Origin of the sequence: Paenarthrobacter sp. NPDC090520, from assembly GCF_044769205.1 — a bacterium.
Classification (GTDB): Bacteria; Actinomycetota; Actinomycetes; order Actinomycetales; family Micrococcaceae; genus Arthrobacter.
Window position 1 is genome coordinate 71385 of the sequence record NZ_JBIVXM010000014.1, and the last position, 16340, is coordinate 87724.

Annotated in this window: 17 protein-coding genes; 13 read left to right on the top strand and 4 right to left on the bottom strand. The window is 62.7% G+C overall.

Features of this window, described 5'->3' with window-relative positions; translation table 11 throughout:
• The first annotated feature begins 6 nt into the window (after nucleotides 1-6).
• The 8 genes from ACIQTZ_RS16700 to dnaE all read left to right on the top strand — a co-directional run bounded on the left by ACIQTZ_RS16700 (nucleotide 7) and on the right by dnaE (nucleotide 8579).
• Complete coding sequence (locus ACIQTZ_RS16700) at nucleotides 7-720, top strand: polyphenol oxidase family protein (protein WP_400334642.1); 714 nt, start codon at nucleotides 7-9, stop codon at nucleotides 718-720.
• A complete protein-coding gene (locus tag ACIQTZ_RS16705) occupies nucleotides 707-1462 on the top strand; it encodes a YggS family pyridoxal phosphate-dependent enzyme (RefSeq protein WP_402982358.1) in 756 nt (251 codons plus the stop codon). The genes ACIQTZ_RS16700 and ACIQTZ_RS16705 overlap by 14 nt, the downstream gene beginning before the upstream one ends.
• Before the next feature lie 86 nt (nucleotides 1463-1548).
• Entirely contained in the window at nucleotides 1549-2082 is a 534-nt protein-coding gene (locus tag ACIQTZ_RS16710; protein ID WP_397322879.1) for a cell division protein SepF, read from the top strand.
• A gap of 109 nt (nucleotides 2083-2191) precedes the next feature.
• Nucleotides 2192-2479: a YggT family protein gene (locus tag ACIQTZ_RS16715; RefSeq protein ID WP_397322878.1), complete on the top strand. Its 288-nt coding sequence runs from the start codon at nucleotides 2192-2194 to the stop codon at nucleotides 2477-2479.
• 154 nt (nucleotides 2480-2633) lie between these two features.
• Nucleotides 2634-3344, top strand: coding sequence for a DivIVA domain-containing protein (locus tag ACIQTZ_RS16720; protein WP_397322877.1), 711 nt, complete (start codon nucleotides 2634-2636; stop codon nucleotides 3342-3344).
• Between the two features lie 97 nt (nucleotides 3345-3441).
• Nucleotides 3442-4032: a signal peptidase II gene (gene lspA, locus ACIQTZ_RS16725; protein WP_402982360.1), complete on the top strand. Its 591-nt coding sequence runs from the start codon at nucleotides 3442-3444 to the stop codon at nucleotides 4030-4032.
• Nucleotides 4025-4951 carry an RluA family pseudouridine synthase gene (locus tag ACIQTZ_RS16730; RefSeq protein WP_402982362.1) on the top strand — a complete coding sequence of 309 codons (927 nt, stop codon included), beginning with the start codon at nucleotides 4025-4027 and terminating at the stop codon, nucleotides 4949-4951. Before lspA ends, ACIQTZ_RS16730 begins: the two co-directional genes overlap by 8 nt.
• Nucleotides 4952-5021: 70 nt before the next feature.
• Nucleotides 5022-8579 carry a DNA polymerase III subunit alpha gene (dnaE, locus tag ACIQTZ_RS16735; RefSeq protein WP_400334634.1) on the top strand — a complete coding sequence of 1186 codons (3558 nt, stop codon included), beginning with the start codon at nucleotides 5022-5024 and terminating at the stop codon, nucleotides 8577-8579.
• Between the two features lie 13 nt (nucleotides 8580-8592).
• On the opposite strand, the gene ACIQTZ_RS16740 is transcribed toward dnaE, so the two are convergent.
• Nucleotides 8593-9132, bottom strand: coding sequence for a flavin reductase family protein (locus tag ACIQTZ_RS16740; protein WP_402982364.1), 540 nt, complete (start codon nucleotides 9130-9132; stop codon nucleotides 8593-8595).
• A gap of 79 nt (nucleotides 9133-9211) precedes the next feature.
• Between ACIQTZ_RS16740 and ACIQTZ_RS16745 the strand changes: the two genes are divergently transcribed.
• The 3 genes from ACIQTZ_RS16745 to nrdR all read left to right on the top strand — a co-directional run bounded on the left by ACIQTZ_RS16745 (nucleotide 9212) and on the right by nrdR (nucleotide 11785).
• Nucleotides 9212-9745 (top strand): hypothetical protein, encoded by a 534-nt coding sequence (locus ACIQTZ_RS16745; protein WP_402982366.1) that lies wholly within the window; start codon nucleotides 9212-9214, stop codon nucleotides 9743-9745.
• Nucleotides 9746-9749: 4 nt separating this feature from the next.
• Nucleotides 9750-11114, top strand: a complete 1365-nt coding sequence (hisD, locus tag ACIQTZ_RS16750; protein ID WP_402982368.1) for a histidinol dehydrogenase — start codon at nucleotides 9750-9752, stop codon at nucleotides 11112-11114.
• 167 nt (nucleotides 11115-11281) lie between these two features.
• Entirely contained in the window at nucleotides 11282-11785 is a 504-nt protein-coding gene (gene nrdR, locus ACIQTZ_RS16755) for a transcriptional regulator NrdR (protein WP_400334626.1), read from the top strand.
• Nucleotides 11786-11878: 93 nt separating this feature from the next.
• Here nrdR and ppgK read toward each other — a convergent pair whose 3' ends face one another.
• Together ppgK and map are read right to left on the bottom strand one after the other, a co-directional pair.
• Nucleotides 11879-12697, bottom strand: coding sequence for a polyphosphate--glucose phosphotransferase (gene ppgK, locus ACIQTZ_RS16760; protein ID WP_400334624.1), 819 nt, complete (start codon nucleotides 12695-12697; stop codon nucleotides 11879-11881).
• A gap of 56 nt (nucleotides 12698-12753) precedes the next feature.
• Nucleotides 12754-13632 (bottom strand): type I methionyl aminopeptidase, encoded by an 879-nt coding sequence (map, locus tag ACIQTZ_RS16765; protein ID WP_402982370.1) that lies wholly within the window; start codon nucleotides 13630-13632, stop codon nucleotides 12754-12756.
• Nucleotides 13633-13740: 108 nt separating this feature from the next.
• Here map and ACIQTZ_RS16770 point away from each other — a divergent pair, with 108 nt between their 5' ends.
• A complete protein-coding gene (locus ACIQTZ_RS16770; RefSeq protein ID WP_387438536.1) occupies nucleotides 13741-13905 on the top strand; it encodes an SPOR domain-containing protein in 165 nt (54 codons plus the stop codon).
• Here ACIQTZ_RS16770 and panB read toward each other — a convergent pair.
• Entirely contained in the window at nucleotides 13902-14807 is a 906-nt protein-coding gene (panB, locus tag ACIQTZ_RS16775; RefSeq protein WP_402982372.1) for a 3-methyl-2-oxobutanoate hydroxymethyltransferase, read from the bottom strand. The genes ACIQTZ_RS16770 and panB overlap by 4 nt on opposite strands.
• Before the next feature lie 188 nt (nucleotides 14808-14995).
• Between panB and glnA the strand changes: the two genes are divergently transcribed.
• Nucleotides 14996-16336, top strand: a complete 1341-nt coding sequence (gene glnA, locus ACIQTZ_RS16780) for a type I glutamate--ammonia ligase (protein WP_397322864.1) — start codon at nucleotides 14996-14998, stop codon at nucleotides 16334-16336.
• The last annotated feature ends 4 nt before the right edge of the window (nucleotides 16337-16340 follow it).

Below are 16340 nucleotides of genomic sequence, written 5' to 3' on the forward strand. Positions count from 1 at the left end.
CGCCAGGTGTTTTGGTGGCGCAATGAAGTACGTCCCGGTGTCTCCGTCGCCTTCACGGACATGGGTGCCGGGAACCTGGCGCTCCATGTAGGGGATGACCCGGGAGACGTGGAAGAGCGTCGGATCCGCCTGGAGGCAGCAGCCAATCCGGGCGGACCGCGCTTCCAGTACATGAACCAGGTGCACGGGAACCACGTCGCCGTGGTTTCCGGCTATGGTCCCGGCCCCACGGCCGATGCCATGGTATCGGTAGCCGGGACTGGGCCGGCACAGCCTTTGGCGGTCATGGTTGCCGACTGCGTACCGGTCGTTCTCCTGGGTGAGTCGGACTCGCATGATCCTGTGCTTGCTGTTGCCCACGCGGGTCGACCCGGGGTTGCCGCGGCCGTTGTGCCTGCCACTGTCGAGCACATGCGCCGCAACGGTGCCCGCGCCATCGAAGCCTGGTTGGGGCCGTCGATTTGTGGGAAATGCTACGAAGTCCCGGAGGACCTCCGCGCCGACGTTGGGCGGCTTGCGCCGGCAAGTTGGTCGGAGACGTCCTGGGGGACCCCTGCCCTGGACCTTCCTGCTGCTGTCCGGGCGCAATTGGCGGACCTTGGAGTGGTGGTCAGGTACTCGGGCGGGTGCACTTTGGAGAACGAGGCCCTCTTCTCATACCGGCGGGATTCCCGAACCGGTCGATTCGCAGGTTTGGTGTGGACGCATGACAAGCTTTGAACCCGCCGCCGCTGTTCCACCTTCCGCGTCTGACGACCGCAGTTTGGTCCTCGCCCGGCGCCTGGAGTCGGTGGCGCAACGGATTGATGCAGCCACCGCCGCAGCCGGACGCACAGACCGGCCCCGGTTGATTGTGGTCACCAAGTTCCATCCGGCGGCGGATGTCCGGAGGCTGGCGGCGCTGGGCGTCCGGGATGTTGGCGAGAACCGGGACCAGGAAGCTTCTGCCAAGGCCGCGGAGTTGACTGACCTGGACCTTGACTGGCATTTTATTGGCCAACTCCAAAGCAATAAAGCCAAGTCGGTCGCCAAGTACGCAAGCTCCGTCCAGTCCATTGACCGGATCCAGTTGGTGTCCGCCCTCGAAAAAGCGGTTGCCAGGGAGCGGGAGGCTACCGGTCGGGCTGACCTTGAGTGCTTTATCCAAGTCAGCCTTGAGGACGACGCCGGAGCCCACCGTGGTGGCGCGCGGCCAAGCGACGTGGAGGCCATCGCGGAAGCCATTGGCCGGTCCGCGGGGCTGAGGCTCGCCGGCCTGATGGCTGTCGCACCCCTGGGGGCGGAACCCGAATCGGCCTTCGAAAGGTTGGCGGCGGTCTCGGCCCAGCTGAGGGTCCAGCATCCGGACGCGGCGGCGATCTCGGCGGGGATGAGCCAGGATCTGGAATCCGCCATCAAATTCGGAGCGACACACCTGAGAATAGGCTCCGATATTCTCGGTTCACGTCCAGCCGTGGGGTAGCGTCAAAGTATTGGAATGACGGGCCGGGGTTCCAACTACGTCAGGTCATGGCGGCCCGCCTACTGCAGAAACGATAGGAGTGCAACATGGCTGGCGCTCTGCGCAAGACAATGATCTATCTTGGGCTCGCCGACGGCGATGAACACTACGAATCTGAGCAGGCCGTCGCGCACCACGAAGAAGAACGCCCCCAGCCGCAGGAACGGGAAGAGCGCCGAGCTCCTGCCCCGGTCCGGGAAGTTGTCCGTGAAATGCCCACAGTTGACGCCGAAGAGGAATACCGCGCACCCGTGACACCCATCAAGCGTGCGGCCTCCAGCCGCGAAGATGCCTCCGGCTTGAGGCAGATCACCACCGTCCATCCCCGTTCCTACAATGACGCCAAGCTCATTGGTGAGAGCTTCAGGGACGGCATCCCCGTCATCATGAACGTCACTGACATGGGGGAGGCGGACGCCAAACGGCTGGTCGACTTCTCCGCTGGCCTGGTGTTTGGCCTGCACGGCAGCATCGAGCGGGTCACCAACAAGGTGTTCCTCCTCTCGCCGTCGTATGTGGAAGTCATCGGCGATGACAAGAAGGCCAGCGAATCGCAGGCGAGCTTCTTCAACCAGAGCTGAGAACGATCTTTATTTTTAGATGCCAGGCGGGTCATCCCGCCTGGCATCTGTGTTGCAATAGTAGGGACCGATCGGCATTCCGGAACAAGTGGGAGATCTGAGCTAACTCGTGGGCATTGTTTTCGGCCTTATCTATATTGTGTTGTTGCTGTTTTTCATTGCTCTGATCATCAGGTTGATCTTTGAATGGGTGCAGATGTTCGCCCGTCAGTGGCGGCCCCGTGGTGTGGCTTTGGTAACAGCGCACGTGGTGTATTCAGTGACGGATCCGCCACTGAAGCGCTTGAGGAGGCTCATCCCTCCCTTGCAACTGGGCGGAATCTCGCTGGACCTGGGGTTCCTGATCCTGATAATTGCCGTTAGCATCGCCATGGCGGTGACCAACGGCCTCGCTTAGCAGGGAGCGGAGCCGTATGTCCTAATGGACGAGGCCCGTAAATTCGCCAAATCAACACGATGGTGTTGAATTGGAGGAACAAGATGATATTTAGGTACCGTAGTTTTGAACGGCCGGAAGGCCTACTGACTAACTAGACCAACGAGGTGACCAGATGGCTTTGACGCCAGAAGACGTTGTCAACAAGCGCTTTCAGCCGACTAAGTTCCGCGAAGGCTACGACCAGGACGAGGTGGATGACTTCCTCGACGAGATCGTGGTTGAACTGCGTCGCCTGAACCAGGAGAACGACGAGCTCCGCAAGAAGCTCGGCGAAGCTGGTTCGGCCACGCCTGCGGCAACTGCAGCGGCCCCGGTCGTCGAGAAGGTTCCGGCTCCGGCCAAGGCGGACAAGGAAGCAGAAGCCAAGGCTGAAGCGGAAGCCAAGGCTGCCGAAGCCGCCAAGAAGAAGGAAGCAGAGCAGGCCGCCGCCGCCGCTGCGGCCGCTGAAGCTGCCAAGGCCCCGGCTCCCGCCGCCAACACCCACACGGCCTCGGCCGAGTCTGCTGCAGGCCTGCTGGCCATGGCACAGCAGATGCACGACAAGCACGTGGCGGACGGTGCCCAGCAGAAGGACAAGATCATTGCCGAGGCCCAGATCGAGGCCTCCAGCTTGGTCAACGATGCACAGGAGAAGTCCCGCAAGATCCTCGGTGCCCTCGAGCAGCAGCGTTCTGTCCTTGAACGCAAGGTTGAGCAGCTCCGTGGCTTCGAGCGCGACTACCGCTCCCGCCTGAAGGCTTACATCGAGGGCCAGTTGCGCGACCTCGACGCCCGTGGTTCCGTTGCCGCCCCCGAGGTTGGCGAAGCTACCGCTGACGTTTAGCAAGTATTCTGAAAGCCGGTGGCTGAGGACTCCTCGGCCACCGGCTTTTGCTGTTAAGGCCTTGGCAGCTCCCGCATGGTTCACGAATGAAAGCCTTATGACCGACGACATCACTGACGGCGCATCCCAGCCGGCTCCTCCTGTCCAGCGCAAGTGGCGCCCCGCCATGCTCTGGCTCTTTGCGGGCTTTGCCGTGTTTGCCTACACCTTCGACCAGCTCACCAAGCTCTGGGTCACCAGCACCATGACCGAAGGCGAGCGGATTCCCGTGCTTCCGCCCCTCCTGCACTGGTACTACATCAGGAACTCGGGAGCCGCCTTCTCCATTGGCGAGCACGTCACCTGGATCTTCACGATCGTCATGGCCGCGGTGTCCGTGGCCATCCTGTTCCAGCTTCGCAAGCTGGGCTCGGCGTGGTGGGCGCTGTCCCTCGGACTGCTCCTTGGCGGCGCGTTGGGGAACCTCACCGACCGCCTCTTCCGTGAACCGTCGTTCGCCATGGGCCACGTGGTGGACTTCATCCAACTGCCGAATTTTGCGATCTTCAATATTGCCGACTCCGCGGTGGTCTCCGGAGTGGTGATTATCTGCCTCCTGACCCTGCGGGGCATCGGCATGGATGGCAAGCGGCACGTTGCCGAGCCAAAGCCCGCCAAGGGTGGGACGGGGGAACCTGCCGGTGAGTGACTCGGTGGTTGTACCGGAAGAGCTGGCGGGCGCCCGGGCGGACGCCGGCTTGGCAAGGTTGTTGGATATTTCCCGGTCCGCCGCCGCCCTCCTGATTGCCGAGGGGCATGTCTCCAGCGGCGGAACGGCGCTGGGCAAGTCCGCCAAGCTGGTTGCCGGTGCCGTGCTGGATGTAGTGGTTCCGGAGCGTCGGGATCCCCTGGAAGTGGTGGAGGAAGTTGTGGAAGGCCTGAAGATCCTGCTGGATGACGACGATTTCGTCGTCATCGACAAGCCGGTGGGGGTTGCTGCGCACCCCTCACCCGGGTGGGTGGGCCCCACAGTGGTAGGGGGACTGGCCGGCGCCGGCTATCGGATTTCCACGTCGGGGGCACCGGAACGGGCGGGCATCGTTCACAGGCTCGACGTCGGTACTTCCGGCGTCATGGTCGTCGCCAAGACAGAGCACGCCTACACGCTGCTGAAGCGTGCCTTCAAGGAACGGACCGTGGACAAGGTCTATCACGCCGTGGTCCAGGGTCTTCCGGATCCGCTTGAAGGGACCATCGATGCTCCGATCGGCCGGCACCCGGGGCACGATTGGCGTTTTGCCGTGGTGGAGGATGGACGGCCCTCCGTGACCCATTACGAGGTGCTTGAAGCGTTCGGCAAAGCCACGCTGGTGGAAGTCCACCTGGAAACGGGCCGGACCCACCAGATCCGCGTGCACTTTTCCGCTCTCCGGCATCCTTGCGCGGGCGACCTCACCTACGGAGCAGATCCGCGGCTGGCTGCCACCCTTGGCCTGACCAGGCAATGGCTGCACGCGCGTCAATTGGGTTTCACGCATCCCCGCACGGGGGAATGGACAGTGGTTACCAGCGACTATCCCGCGGACCTGCAATACGCCCTGGAACTTCTGGCCAGCGGTGCTGCCTGAGCATCAGGCTGCCCGCCCGGTCCGGCCGTACCTCCGGGTGATCTCCGTGCTTGGACGGTAGACTGTCCGGGTGACTTCCAGCAATGATTCGTTCGTCCACCTGCATACCCATACCGAATACTCCATGCTGGATGGAGCAGCCCGGCTGGGTGAGCTGTTCGATGAAACGGAACGGTTGGGCATGCCTGCCCTGGCGACGACGGACCACGGTTACCTCTTCGGGGCCTTCGATTTTTGGCGCAAAGCCACGGACAAGGGCATTAAGCCGATCATCGGCGTTGAAGCTTATGTGACACCGGGAACTGCGCGCGGGGACAAGGAACGCGTCCGTTGGGGCGAGGAGAGCCAGCGCAAGGACGATGTCTCCGGTGGTGGCTCCTATACGCACATGACCCTGCTGAGCTACAACAACGTGGGCATGCGGAACTTGTTCCGGGCCTCCTCCATCGCCTCGCTGGATTCCGTGTTCGGCAAGTGGCCGCGGCTGGATCGCGAACTCCTGAACACCTATTCCGAAGGACTCATTGCCACGACGGGTTGCCCGTCAGGTGAAGTCCAGACCCGCCTGCGCCTGGGCCAGTACCGTGAAGCGGTTGAGGCCGCCGCAGAGTTCCGTGACATTTTCGGGGCCGAGAACTACTTTTGCGAGCTGATGGACCATGGCCTGGACATCGAACGGCGGGTCACCGGTGACCTCCTCCGCCTGGCCAAGGACCTGAACCTCCCGCTGGTTGCCACCAACGACCTTCACTACACGCACGAGCATGATGCCAAGGCCCACGAGGCACTGCTCGCCATCCAGTCAGGTTCCACACTCCTTGAGCCCACTTATGACAACGGCGGCTCCAGGTTCGCTTTTTCCGGGAGCGGCTACTACCTGAAGTCGCCGCAGGAAATGCGCGAGCTCTTCCGCGACCACCCCGATGCGTGCGACAACACCCTTCTGATCGCCGAGCGGTGCGAGGTGTCCTTCAACACGGACGCCAACTTCATGCCGCGGTTCCCCTGCCCGCCGGGCGAAGACGAGACGTCCTGGCTGGTGAAGGAAGTGGACAAGGGGCTTGCATACCGGTACCCGCAAGGTATTCCGGACAACGTCCGCAAGCAGGCCGACTACGAGCTCGAAGTCATCACGTCCATGGGCTTCCCGGGTTACTTCCTGGTGGTTGCCGACTTCATCAACTGGGCCAAGAACAACGGAATCCGCGTGGGTCCCGGCCGTGGTTCGGGTGCCGGTTCCATGGTGGCCTACGCCATGCGCATCACGGACCTGGACCCGCTGCGGCACGGCCTGATCTTCGAACGGTTCCTCAACCCTGACCGTGTGTCCATGCCCGACTTCGACGTCGACTTCGACGATCGGCGCCGTTCGGAAGTCATCGATTATGTGACCAGGAAGTATGGCGACGAGCGTGTGGCCATGATCGTCACCTACGGCACCATCAAGACCAAGCAGGCGTTGAAGGACTCATCGCGCGTGCTCGGATACCCCTTCAGCATGGGTGAGCAGTTGACCAAGGCGCTTCCGCCTGCCGTCATGGCCAAGGACATCCCGCTGGCCGACATCCAGAACCCTGAGGCCAAGCGGTACGGTGAAGCGGGCGATTTCCGCCAGCTCGTTGCCACCGATCCCGAGGCCGCCAAGGTCTTCGAAACGGCCTTGGGCATTGAAGGGCTGAAGCGTCAGTGGGGCGTTCACGCAGCGGGCGTCATCATGTCCTCGGACCCGATCATCGACGTGATCCCCATCATGCGCCGTTTCCAGGACGGCCAGGTCATTACCCAGTTCGACTATCCGACGTCCGAAGGCCTTGGCCTCATCAAGATGGACTTTCTGGGTCTTCGAAACCTGACGATCATTTCGGATGCCCTCGAGAACATCAAGATGAACCGGGACATCGACCTGGACCTCGAAAACCTCGAACTCGACGACGCGGCGTCCTACGAGCTCCTGGCACGCGGCGATACCTTGGGCGTGTTCCAGCTCGACGGCGGTCCCATGCGGTCGCTGCTCAAGCTGATGAAGCCTGACAACTTCGAAGACATCTCCGCCGTGCTCGCGCTGTATCGGCCTGGTCCCATGGGCGCCAACGCCCACACGGACTATGCGTTGCGCAAGAACGGCATCCAGGATGTCATCCCGATCCACCCGGAACTGGCAGAGCCGCTGCAGGACATCCTTGGTGGCACCTTCGGCCTGATTGTCTACCAGGAGCAGGTCATGGCCGTGGCCCAGAAGCTGGCAGGCTACTCCCTGGGCCAAGCAGACATCCTGCGCCGTGCCATGGGCAAGAAGAAGAAGTCCGAACTGGACAAGCAGTTCGCCGGCTTCTCGCAAGGCATGCAGGACAACGGCTATTCGCAGGAGGCCGTCAAGACTCTTTGGGACATCCTCCTTCCCTTCTCGGACTATGCCTTCAACAAGGCCCACTCGGCCGCGTACGGTGTCATCTCCTACTGGACGGCGTACCTGAAGGCCCATTACGCGCCCGAGTACATGGCCGCCCTGTTGACGTCCGTGGGCGACGACAAGGACAAGTCGGCCATCTACCTCAACGAATGCCGCCGAATGGGCATCACCGTGCTGCCGCCGGACGTCAACGAGTCGTCGCTGAACTTCACCCCGGTGGGCCAGGACATCCGCTTCGGAATGGGCGCCATCCGCAACGTGGGCGTGAACGTCGTGGACGCCATGGTTTCGGCCCGGGCCACGGAGGGTGCGTACACCTCGTTCAAGGACTTCCTGATGAAGGTCCCCGCGATTGTGTGCAACAAGCGGACCATTGAATCCCTGATCAAAGCCGGGGCGTTCGACTCCCTTGGACACCACCGTCGCGCCCTGGCCATGATCCATGAAGAGGCCATCGACTCCGTCATCACGCTCAAACGCAACGAAGCGATCGGCCAATTCGACCTTTTTGCCGGGTTCGAGGACCAGGAGCCTGAAGCTTCGCTCAGCACGGAGATTCCGGATCTTCCCGAATGGGAGAAGAAGGACAAGCTCTCCTTCGAACGCGACATGCTGGGACTTTACGTTTCGGACCACCCGTTGCAGGGCCTGGAAGGCGTTCTGAGCCAGCACGCTGAAATGTCCATAACGTCGATCATCGCCGAGGACGGACCGCATGACGGTGCCATTGTCACCATCGCGGGCATGATCACCTCACTCAGCCGGCGCATTGCAAAAGCCAGTGGCAATGCGTATGCCCGGGCGGAAATCGAGGACCTTGGCGGCTCGATGGAAGTGATGTTCTTCGGGCAGGTCTACGGACCCATTGCTTCGGTGCTGGCCGAAGACTTGATCGTGGTGGTCAAGGGAAGGCTGCAGCGCCGTGACGACGGCGCGGTCACACTGAACTGCATGGAACTCTCCGTGCCGGACCTGAGCGAGAGCGTCAACGGACCCGTGGTCATCACCATTCCGACGTTCAAGGCTACGGAGACGGTGGTGACGGACCTGCGTGATGTCCTCAGGACCCACAGGGGGAACTCGGAAGTCAGGCTCAAGCTGATGGGTGACACCAAGGTGGAAGTCATGGGACTCCCGGTTCACTTGCGGGTCAACCCCAGTCCATCCCTTTTTGGGGACCTGAAGGTCCTCCTGGGGCCCGCCTGCTTGGACAACTAGGCATGGCCGGGGGTTAGATTTCGTAGTCCAGGGGGGCTGGCTTGCTGTAGCTGCCGCTGTGGTAGAGCAGGGGAGTGCCGTCGTCGCCCACCTGGCCGTCCACCACCTCCACAACCACCACGGCGTTGTTCTCGAAGGAGAGCCGCATCTGGATCTTTCCAACAAGCCATCCCGTGACGTCCTTGAGGATGGGGACTTCGTGGGGGCCCGGTTCCCAGTGGTCGCCTTCGAACCGGTCCCGGGTGCGGGCGAAGCGGTCGGCCAGAGCCTGGTTTTCCAGGCCCAGCATATGGACGCCGATGTAATTGGCGTTTGCCACCGCTGGCCATGAGCTGGAGCTTCGGGCCATGTTGAACGTGAAGCGCGGCGGTTCGGCAGACAACGACGCCACGGAAGTGGCCGTGAAGCCGAACGGCTTTCCGTCGAGATTTGCCGTAATAATGGCCACTCCGGCGGCGTGGCGGCGGAACATTTCCCTGAAGGTCTGTTCGAAACCGGGTGTTGCACTTCCCACGGTGGTCTGGTCTCCTGCGCTGGGTGCTTGGGCTGGCATCTTCCATCAGGGTATTCCCCGGAAGGGCCGCAGTGGCCTTTTTCATGAGCCAGCATGAACCTTTGTTAATGTGAGTTGCATGACCGAGCCCGCAGTCCATGTTCCTGCTGACACAGAAGCAGTTCCCCTTCGCCGCCCAATGCAGCCCAAGGAGCTGCTGTGGCTTGCCGTTCCCGGCCTTTCGGGCCTTGTCCTGGGGCTCCTGTGGTGGGTACTGGCCCCTGGTGGCTTGAACATCGTGTCCGGCAATCCTGCGTTGGCCAATCCCTCGAATCCCGATTCCTGGCTGCCGAGGGACCTCGTCCTTGCCGCCCTGATGCTTATCGCGGGCTGCGTTGTGGGACTGGTGCTGGACGGCAAACTTCAAGGAAACGGGACCGGCCGACGTTTGGCCTTTGCCTTGGTTGGTGGTGTGATCGGCGCGTGCCTGTCGTGGTTGGCAGGACTTCTCGCGGCCATGCTCTGGGGCATGGCGCCGGATCCGTCCCTTGGCCCCGAGTATGGCTTCACCCTCCGTTCGTATGCGGTCCTCCTGTTGTGGCCCGGAGCTACCGCCTTCATGACGTTCGTCCTGGCCTTGTTCGGGGTTCTTTCCGGGAAGCCCGTAAAATAGGCTGGTGACCACTCCTTCGGATACTGCTTCCCCCGCCACTGATTCCCTGAACTTCCGCACCATCGACTTCCGCGGCCGCCGGCTCTCGCTTGCGGAGTTGCGGGCCGCCGTTCCGCGGGCGCAGCATCAGACGTTGGCAGACGCGGAGCGCAAGGTCCTGGACATCATCGCGGATGTGCGCCGGCGCGGCTTCGCCGCACTGGGCGATCTCGCACGGAATTTCGACGGCGTTGAGCAGTCGCACCCGCGGGTTCCGGCAGAGGCCATTGCCCGGGCCCTGGCGGAGCTCGATCCCGCTGTCCGCGCTGCCCTCGAAGAGTCCATCAACCGTGCCCGCCAGTTTGCCGAGCGCCAGCGGCCCGCCAACGTGGACGTGAGCCTCGGTGATGGCGCGGTGGTCAGCCAGAACTGGATTCCGGTGGGCAGGGTGGGGCTTTACGTGCCGGGCGGGTTGGCCCCGCTGGCCTCGTCCGTGATCATGAACGTCGTCCCGGCGGTTGCTGCAGGCGTGCAGTCGATCGCCTTGGCATCGCCGCCCCAGAAGGACTTCGGCGGCCTCCCGCACCCCACCATCCTGGCTGCTGCATCCCTGCTCGGCATTGAGGAGGTGTACGCAATCGGTGGAGCCCAGGCAATCGTTTCATTTGCATACGGCATCCCGGGCGACGGCGCGGAACAACCGATTGAGCCCGTCGACGTTGTGACCGGTCCTGGAAACATCTTCGTTGCCACTGCCAAGCGCCTGGTCAAGGGCGTGGTGGGCATCGATTCCGAGGCCGGCACCACGGAAATTGCGATCCTGGCCGATTCCAGTGCCCAAGCGCCGCTCGTGGCTGCGGACCTCCTGAGCCAGGCCGAGCACGACCCCAAAGCAGCGTCCGTCTTGGTGACTGACTCCCCGGAGCTGGCCGACGCCGTCGTGCTTGAACTGGGCCGCCAGGCAGCAGCGACCAAGCACAGCGCCCGTGTGTTCGAGGCTCTTTCGGGGCCGCAGTCCGGTGTGGTGTTGGTTGATGACCTGGAACAGGGAATCGCCGTGTGCAACGCCTACGCGGCGGAACACCTGGAAATCATGACGGCGGATGCGTCCGCTGTTGCGGGGCGTATCCGCAATGCCGGCGCCATTTTCGTGGGCGACTACAGCCCTGTAAGCCTGGGGGACTACTGCGCAGGCTCCAACCACGTGCTGCCTACCAGCGGAACCGCAGCTTTTTCCTCGGGGCTCAATGTGACGACCTTCCTGCGGGCTGTGCAGGTCATCAACTACGACCGGTCGGCTCTGGAACAGGTCAGCAACCACATCGTCAGCTTGTCCGGCGCGGAGGATCTCCCGGGGCACGGTGACGCGGTGAAGATCCGCTTCGCCTAAGGCCGCTACCACTACATATGCGGGTGGCCACCACTACATGTAGTAATTACACGCTTGTCATTAGGGCATGACCGTACGTAAACTGGTGCCGGAAGTGAAACTTCCGGCACCTTTTGCGTTCCCGCGCGGCAGGTGCCAGTCAACGGAAACCATCAGGGAGGCCCAACGTGTATTGTCCGTTCTGCCGGAATCCTGATTCCCGTGTGGTGGACAGCCGCATGGCTGACGATGGCTCATCAATCCGCCGCAGGCGCCAATGTCCGGAATGCGGCCGGCGCTTCACCACAGTGGAAACCACCAGCTTGTCCGTGATCAAACGTTCGGGAGTCGGTGAACCGTTCAGCCGCATCAAGGTGATCAGCGGTGTCCGGAAGGCCTGCCAAGGGCGCCCTGTCACGGAGGACGACCTCGCCATGCTGGCGCAGGAGGTCGAAGAAAACATCCGCTCGTCGGGTGCGGCTGAGATCGATGCCCACGAGGTAGGCCTGGCCATTCTGGGACCGCTGCGCAAGCTGGATGAAGTGGCCTACCTCAGGTTCGCCAGCGTGTACCAGGCCTTCGAATCACTGGAAGACTTCGAATCGGCCATCTCTTTGCTTCGCCATGAAGCAGAGGCACACGCGAAGTCCTCCGCCAAGGGCACGAAAGGCTCCGAGAAGAGCCAACTCTGACTCCGGTGGTGGCAGCGGAGGGGAAGCCGCAGCCACCACCGGCACTCTTCCCGGACCATGACCGGTCCGGCTTGGCGTCGGAACGCCGGCCTGCTATTTGGCCAGCTTGTGGTGGAGGGCCACCTCAAGGGCCGCGCCGACGATCCCGGCGTCATTCTTCAACTTTGCCGTGACAATCTTCGTGCGCAGTTCCAAATGCGGGAAGTACTCGTCGGATCGCTTGGAGATGCCACCGCCGATGATGAAGAGCTCGGGCGAGAACAGGAATTCGACGTGCTGCAGGTATCGGTTGAGGAGCACCCCGTATTCATCCCAGCTCAGGCCGTCCCGTTCGCGGGCCACGGCCGAGGCCTTCGTTTCGGCGTCGAAGCCATCCACTTCCAGGTGCCCAAGTTCGGCATTCGGAACCAATGTGCCGTTGAAGATGAAGGCCGAGCCGATGCCCGTGCCGAGGGTGATGACCAGGACCGTACCGTCAACGCCTTCGCCTGCGCCGTAGCGTGCCTCGGCGAGGCCGGCGGCGTCGGCGTCGTTGATGACCTCGACGGGACGGCCAAGCCGTTCCGTGAACTTCTTGTCAATGTCGGCGTCCAGCCAGGATTTGTCGACGTTGGCGGCCGAGTGGACCACACCGTGCTGGATGATGCCGGGAAAAGTGACGCCGATGGGAGAGTCTGCCGCGGGTGCATCGGGACGGTTGGAGAGTTCCTCCACGATTTCGGCCACCACCTCGGCGACTGCCTCGGGTGTGGCCGGCTGCGGCGTCGGAACGCGGAAGCGGTCACCGATCAACTTGCCCTTCTTGAGGTCGACAATGCCGCCCTTGATACCGGTGCCGCCGATGTCGATTCCGATCAGCGGGCGGTTCTTGTGGGTCTTCTCATCCTTTGTGGACAATTCAATTCCGTTCATGGCAGGAGGGTTGGACGTGGCGCAGCCACCGGGGCGGCGTGCCCCTTCCGGAAAGTTCAGGGAAGGGTAAGGATTTCCGCGCCGGCCTCGGTGACCAGCAGGGTGTGTTCGAATTGGGCCGTGCGTTTGTGGTCCCTGGTGACGACGGTCCAGTCGTCGGTCCACATGTCCCATTCGATGGTGCCGAGTGTCAGCATGGGCTCGATGGTGAACACCATGCCGGTCTCGATCACCGTCTTGTACGCCGGAGCGGCATCGTAGTGCGGAATGATGAGGCCCGTGTGGAAGGCCTCTCCGACGCCGTGACCGGTGAAGTCCCGAACCACGCCGTAGCCGAATCGCTTGGCATACGATTCGATGGCGCGGCCGATGACATTGATTTCGCGGCCCGGGGCCACGGCCTTGATGGCCCGGTTGAGCGACTCCTGCGTACGCTCAACCAGCAAACGGGACTCTTCGTCCACGTCGCCAACCAGGAAAGTGTAATTCGTGTCGCCATGCACGCCGTTGATGAAGGCCGTGATGTCGATGTTGAGGATGTCGCCGTCCTGCACCACCGTGGAATCGGGGATGCCGTGGCAGATCACCTCGTTTAGTGAGGAACACAGTGATTTGGGAAAACCGCGGTAGCCCAGCGTGGACGGGTACGCGTGGTGGTCCAGGAGGTACTCGTGCCCCACCTTGTCCAGTTGGTCCGTGGTCACTCCCGGCTGGATGTGCTTTCCGACCTCCACGATCGCCTGGGCAGCGATCTTGCCCGCAATCCTGATCTTCTCGATGGTTTCCGCTGACTTGACCTCCGAACCGGTGAACTTGGCCGGGGCCTTCTTGCCGACGTACTCAGGACGGGCAATCGACCCGGGAACAGCCAGCTCAGGGCTGATGGTTCCTGGGGACAGCGTGCCGATGGGTGCGGTGGAGACTGGAGAAGGCATAGATTGATCATATAAGGCGGGCACGAGACGCAAGTAACAATGCGTGCCGGTTCCAAGAGGACCCGCCAACGTTACGCGACGGAGAGTCCACTGACGCTAGGAGGAGACGTGACGGAGTACTGGTACAACGTCAAGACGCACCAGATCGAGGAGGACGCCATGTCCGACTGGACCCAGCTGATTGGTCCCTACAAAACCCGCGAAGAAGCCGAGCATGCCTTGGAAAAGGTGAAGCAGCGCAACGAAGCCTGGGATGCCCAGGACGACGACTAGAACGAGTGCTCGGGTCCCGGGAAGTGGCCTGACCGGACATCGGCGGCGTAGGCAGCGGCGGCTTCGCCCAGGGTGCTGCGGAGATCGGCGTACTGCTTGACGAACTTGGCCATCTTGCCGCCCCGGAGTCCGGCCATGTCCTGCCACACCAGGACCTGGCCGGTGGTGTCCTTGCCGGCGCCGATGCCAACGGTGGGAACCCGCAGGGCGGCGTCAACGGCAGCAGCTGTCCCGGCAGGAACCATCTCCATGAGAACGCTGAAGGCTCCTGCGTCCTGCAGGGCCACGGCGTCATCGATCAACCGTTGGGCATCGTCGCCGCGTCCCTGGACACGGTAGCCGCCCAGGGAATGCTCGCTCTGCGGGGTGAATCCGATGTGGGCCATGACGGGAATGCCGGCCTGCACCATGGCGCGGACTGTTTCGGCATAGTAGGCGGTCCCCTCGATCTTGACGGCGTGTGCCAGCCCCTCCTTCAGGAAGCGCACCCCTGTCGCGACGGCCTGCCCCGGGGATATCTCGTAACTGCCGAACGGTAAGTCGGCCACCACCAGGGCGCGTTTGGCGGAACGGCTCACTGCACGGCACAAGGGCAGCAGCTCGTCCACCGTGACGGGAAGGCTCGTCTCATTGCCGAAGACATTGTTGGAGGCTGAATCGCCCACCAGCAGTACTTCGATGCCGGCCTGGTCGAAAATCTCCGCCGTGTATTGCTCATAAGCGGTCAGCATGGCGAAGCGGCCGCCGTTGTCCTTGGCCTGCTGCAGGTGGTGGATCCGTACCTTGGAAACGGGCTTCCTGGCGTCCGTGGAGGGTGCTTGGGCGGCTGCGGCGGGACCCGACCCGTAAGGGGCGGGAACTTCGGCGGGCGTGCTGGACTCAGGAAGGTTGCTTGGGGCCATGGATAGAGCCTAAGCCGTGCCGGCGGGGGCTGCCAGCAATGTGCCAAGCGTCACCATTTGTAAACGCTGTGTTACGCGGTGTCCCTGCGGCGGCATTCGCCACGAATGCTTAGTAGAGTGAAGGCTGAGCTGCCGCGCCTTCCGAACGGAACCGTGCGGCGTGGATACCGACCGGAAAAGAGGCCCCAATGGACCGCCAGCAAGAGTTCGTTCTGCGGACGATCGAAGAGCGTGACGTGCGCTTCGTACGCTTGTGGTTCACCGACGTCGTGGGTTCGCTGAAATCCGTGGCCCTGGCGCCAGCAGAGGTTGAGGGTGCATTCGAGGAAGGACTCGGCTTCGATGGCTCCGCCATTGAGGGCCTGGCCCGTGTCTTTGAATCTGACATGCTGGCCCAACCCGACCCCTCGACGTTCCAGATCCTGCCGTGGCGCGGCGAAACCGAACAGACCTCCAGGATGTTTTGCGATGTGCTGACCCCGGATGGGGAGCCCTCCGCTGCCGATCCCCGCAACGTCCTCAAGCGCACCCTTGCCAAGGCCGCAGACATGGGGTTCACCTGCTACACGCACCCGGAGATCGAGTTCTACCTCCTCAAGTCCAAGGACCTTGGCCCGGACGGGGCTCCGGTGCCCGTGGATGAGGGCGGCTACTTCGACCACGTTCCGGGCGGAGTTGCGCAGGATTTCCGGCGCACGGCCGTCACCATGCTCGAATCGGTGGGCATATCGGTGGAGTTCAGCCACCACGAAGGCGGCCCCGGGCAGAACGAGATCGACCTTCGGTACGCCGATGCGCTGCAGACAGCGGACAACATCATGACCTTCCGCACTGTCATCAAGGAAGTGGCCCTGCAGCAGGGCACCTACGCCACGTTCATGCCCAAGCCGTTTACGGACCACCCCGGCTCCGGAATGCACACCCACTTCTCCCTGTTCGAGGGCGATACCAACGCTTTCTTTGAGGCCGGAGCCGAGTTCCAGCTCTCCAAGACTGCCCGCCAGTTCATTGCAGGCATCCTGAGGCACGCGCCTGAGTTCACGGCAGTCACCAACCAGTTCGTGAACTCCTACAAGCGGCTGTGGGGCGGCGGAGAAGCACCGAGCTACTTGAGCTGGGGCCACAACAACCGTTCCGCCCTGGTCCGCGTCCCGCTCTACAAGCCGGGCAAGGGTCAGTCGGCGCGCATCGAGTACCGCGGCATCGACTCTGCCACCAACCCCTACCTCGCTTACGCGGTGCTCCTGGGTGCCGGTCTGAAGGGTATCGAGGAAGGCTACGAGCTCCCGGCGGCCGCCGAAGACGATGTCTGGTCGCTGACGACGGCCGAGCGGAAGGCCATGGGTCACGCTCCGCTGCCTGCCAGCCTGCACGACGCCATCCGCGCCATGGAAGAGTCGGAACTCGTGGCGCAGATCCTGGGAGAGCAGGTCTTTGAACACTTCCTGCGCAACAAGCGCGCCGAGTGGCAGGACTACCGTCTGCAGGTCACGCCTTACGAGCTGCAGCGCAACCTCGGCATCCTCTAGGCGG

Bases quoted from the DNA above. Each gene is read 5' to 3' on its own strand.
- lspA (WP_402982360.1), top strand. From the start codon at position 3,442: ATGACCGACGACATCACTGACGGCGCATCCCAGCCGGCTCCTCCTGTC.
- ppgK (WP_400334624.1), bottom strand. From the start codon at position 12,697: ATGAACGGAATTGAATTGTCCACAAAGGATGAGAAGACCCACAAGAAC.
- glnA (WP_397322864.1), top strand. From the start codon at position 14,996: ATGGACCGCCAGCAAGAGTTCGTTCTGCGGACGATCGAAGAGCGTGAC.
- ACIQTZ_RS16705 (WP_402982358.1), top strand. From the start codon at position 707: ATGACAAGCTTTGAACCCGCCGCCGCTGTTCCACCTTCCGCGTCTGAC.
- ACIQTZ_RS16745 (WP_402982366.1), top strand. From the start codon at position 9,212: ATGACCGAGCCCGCAGTCCATGTTCCTGCTGACACAGAAGCAGTTCCC.
- panB (WP_402982372.1), bottom strand. From the start codon at position 14,807: ATGGCCCCAAGCAACCTTCCTGAGTCCAGCACGCCCGCCGAAGTTCCC.
- ACIQTZ_RS16740 (WP_402982364.1), bottom strand. From the start codon at position 9,132: ATGCCAGCCCAAGCACCCAGCGCAGGAGACCAGACCACCGTGGGAAGT.
- map (WP_402982370.1), bottom strand. From the start codon at position 13,632: ATGCCTTCTCCAGTCTCCACCGCACCCATCGGCACGCTGTCCCCAGGA.
- ACIQTZ_RS16710 (WP_397322879.1), top strand. From the start codon at position 1,549: ATGGCTGGCGCTCTGCGCAAGACAATGATCTATCTTGGGCTCGCCGAC.
- ACIQTZ_RS16720 (WP_397322877.1), top strand. From the start codon at position 2,634: ATGGCTTTGACGCCAGAAGACGTTGTCAACAAGCGCTTTCAGCCGACT.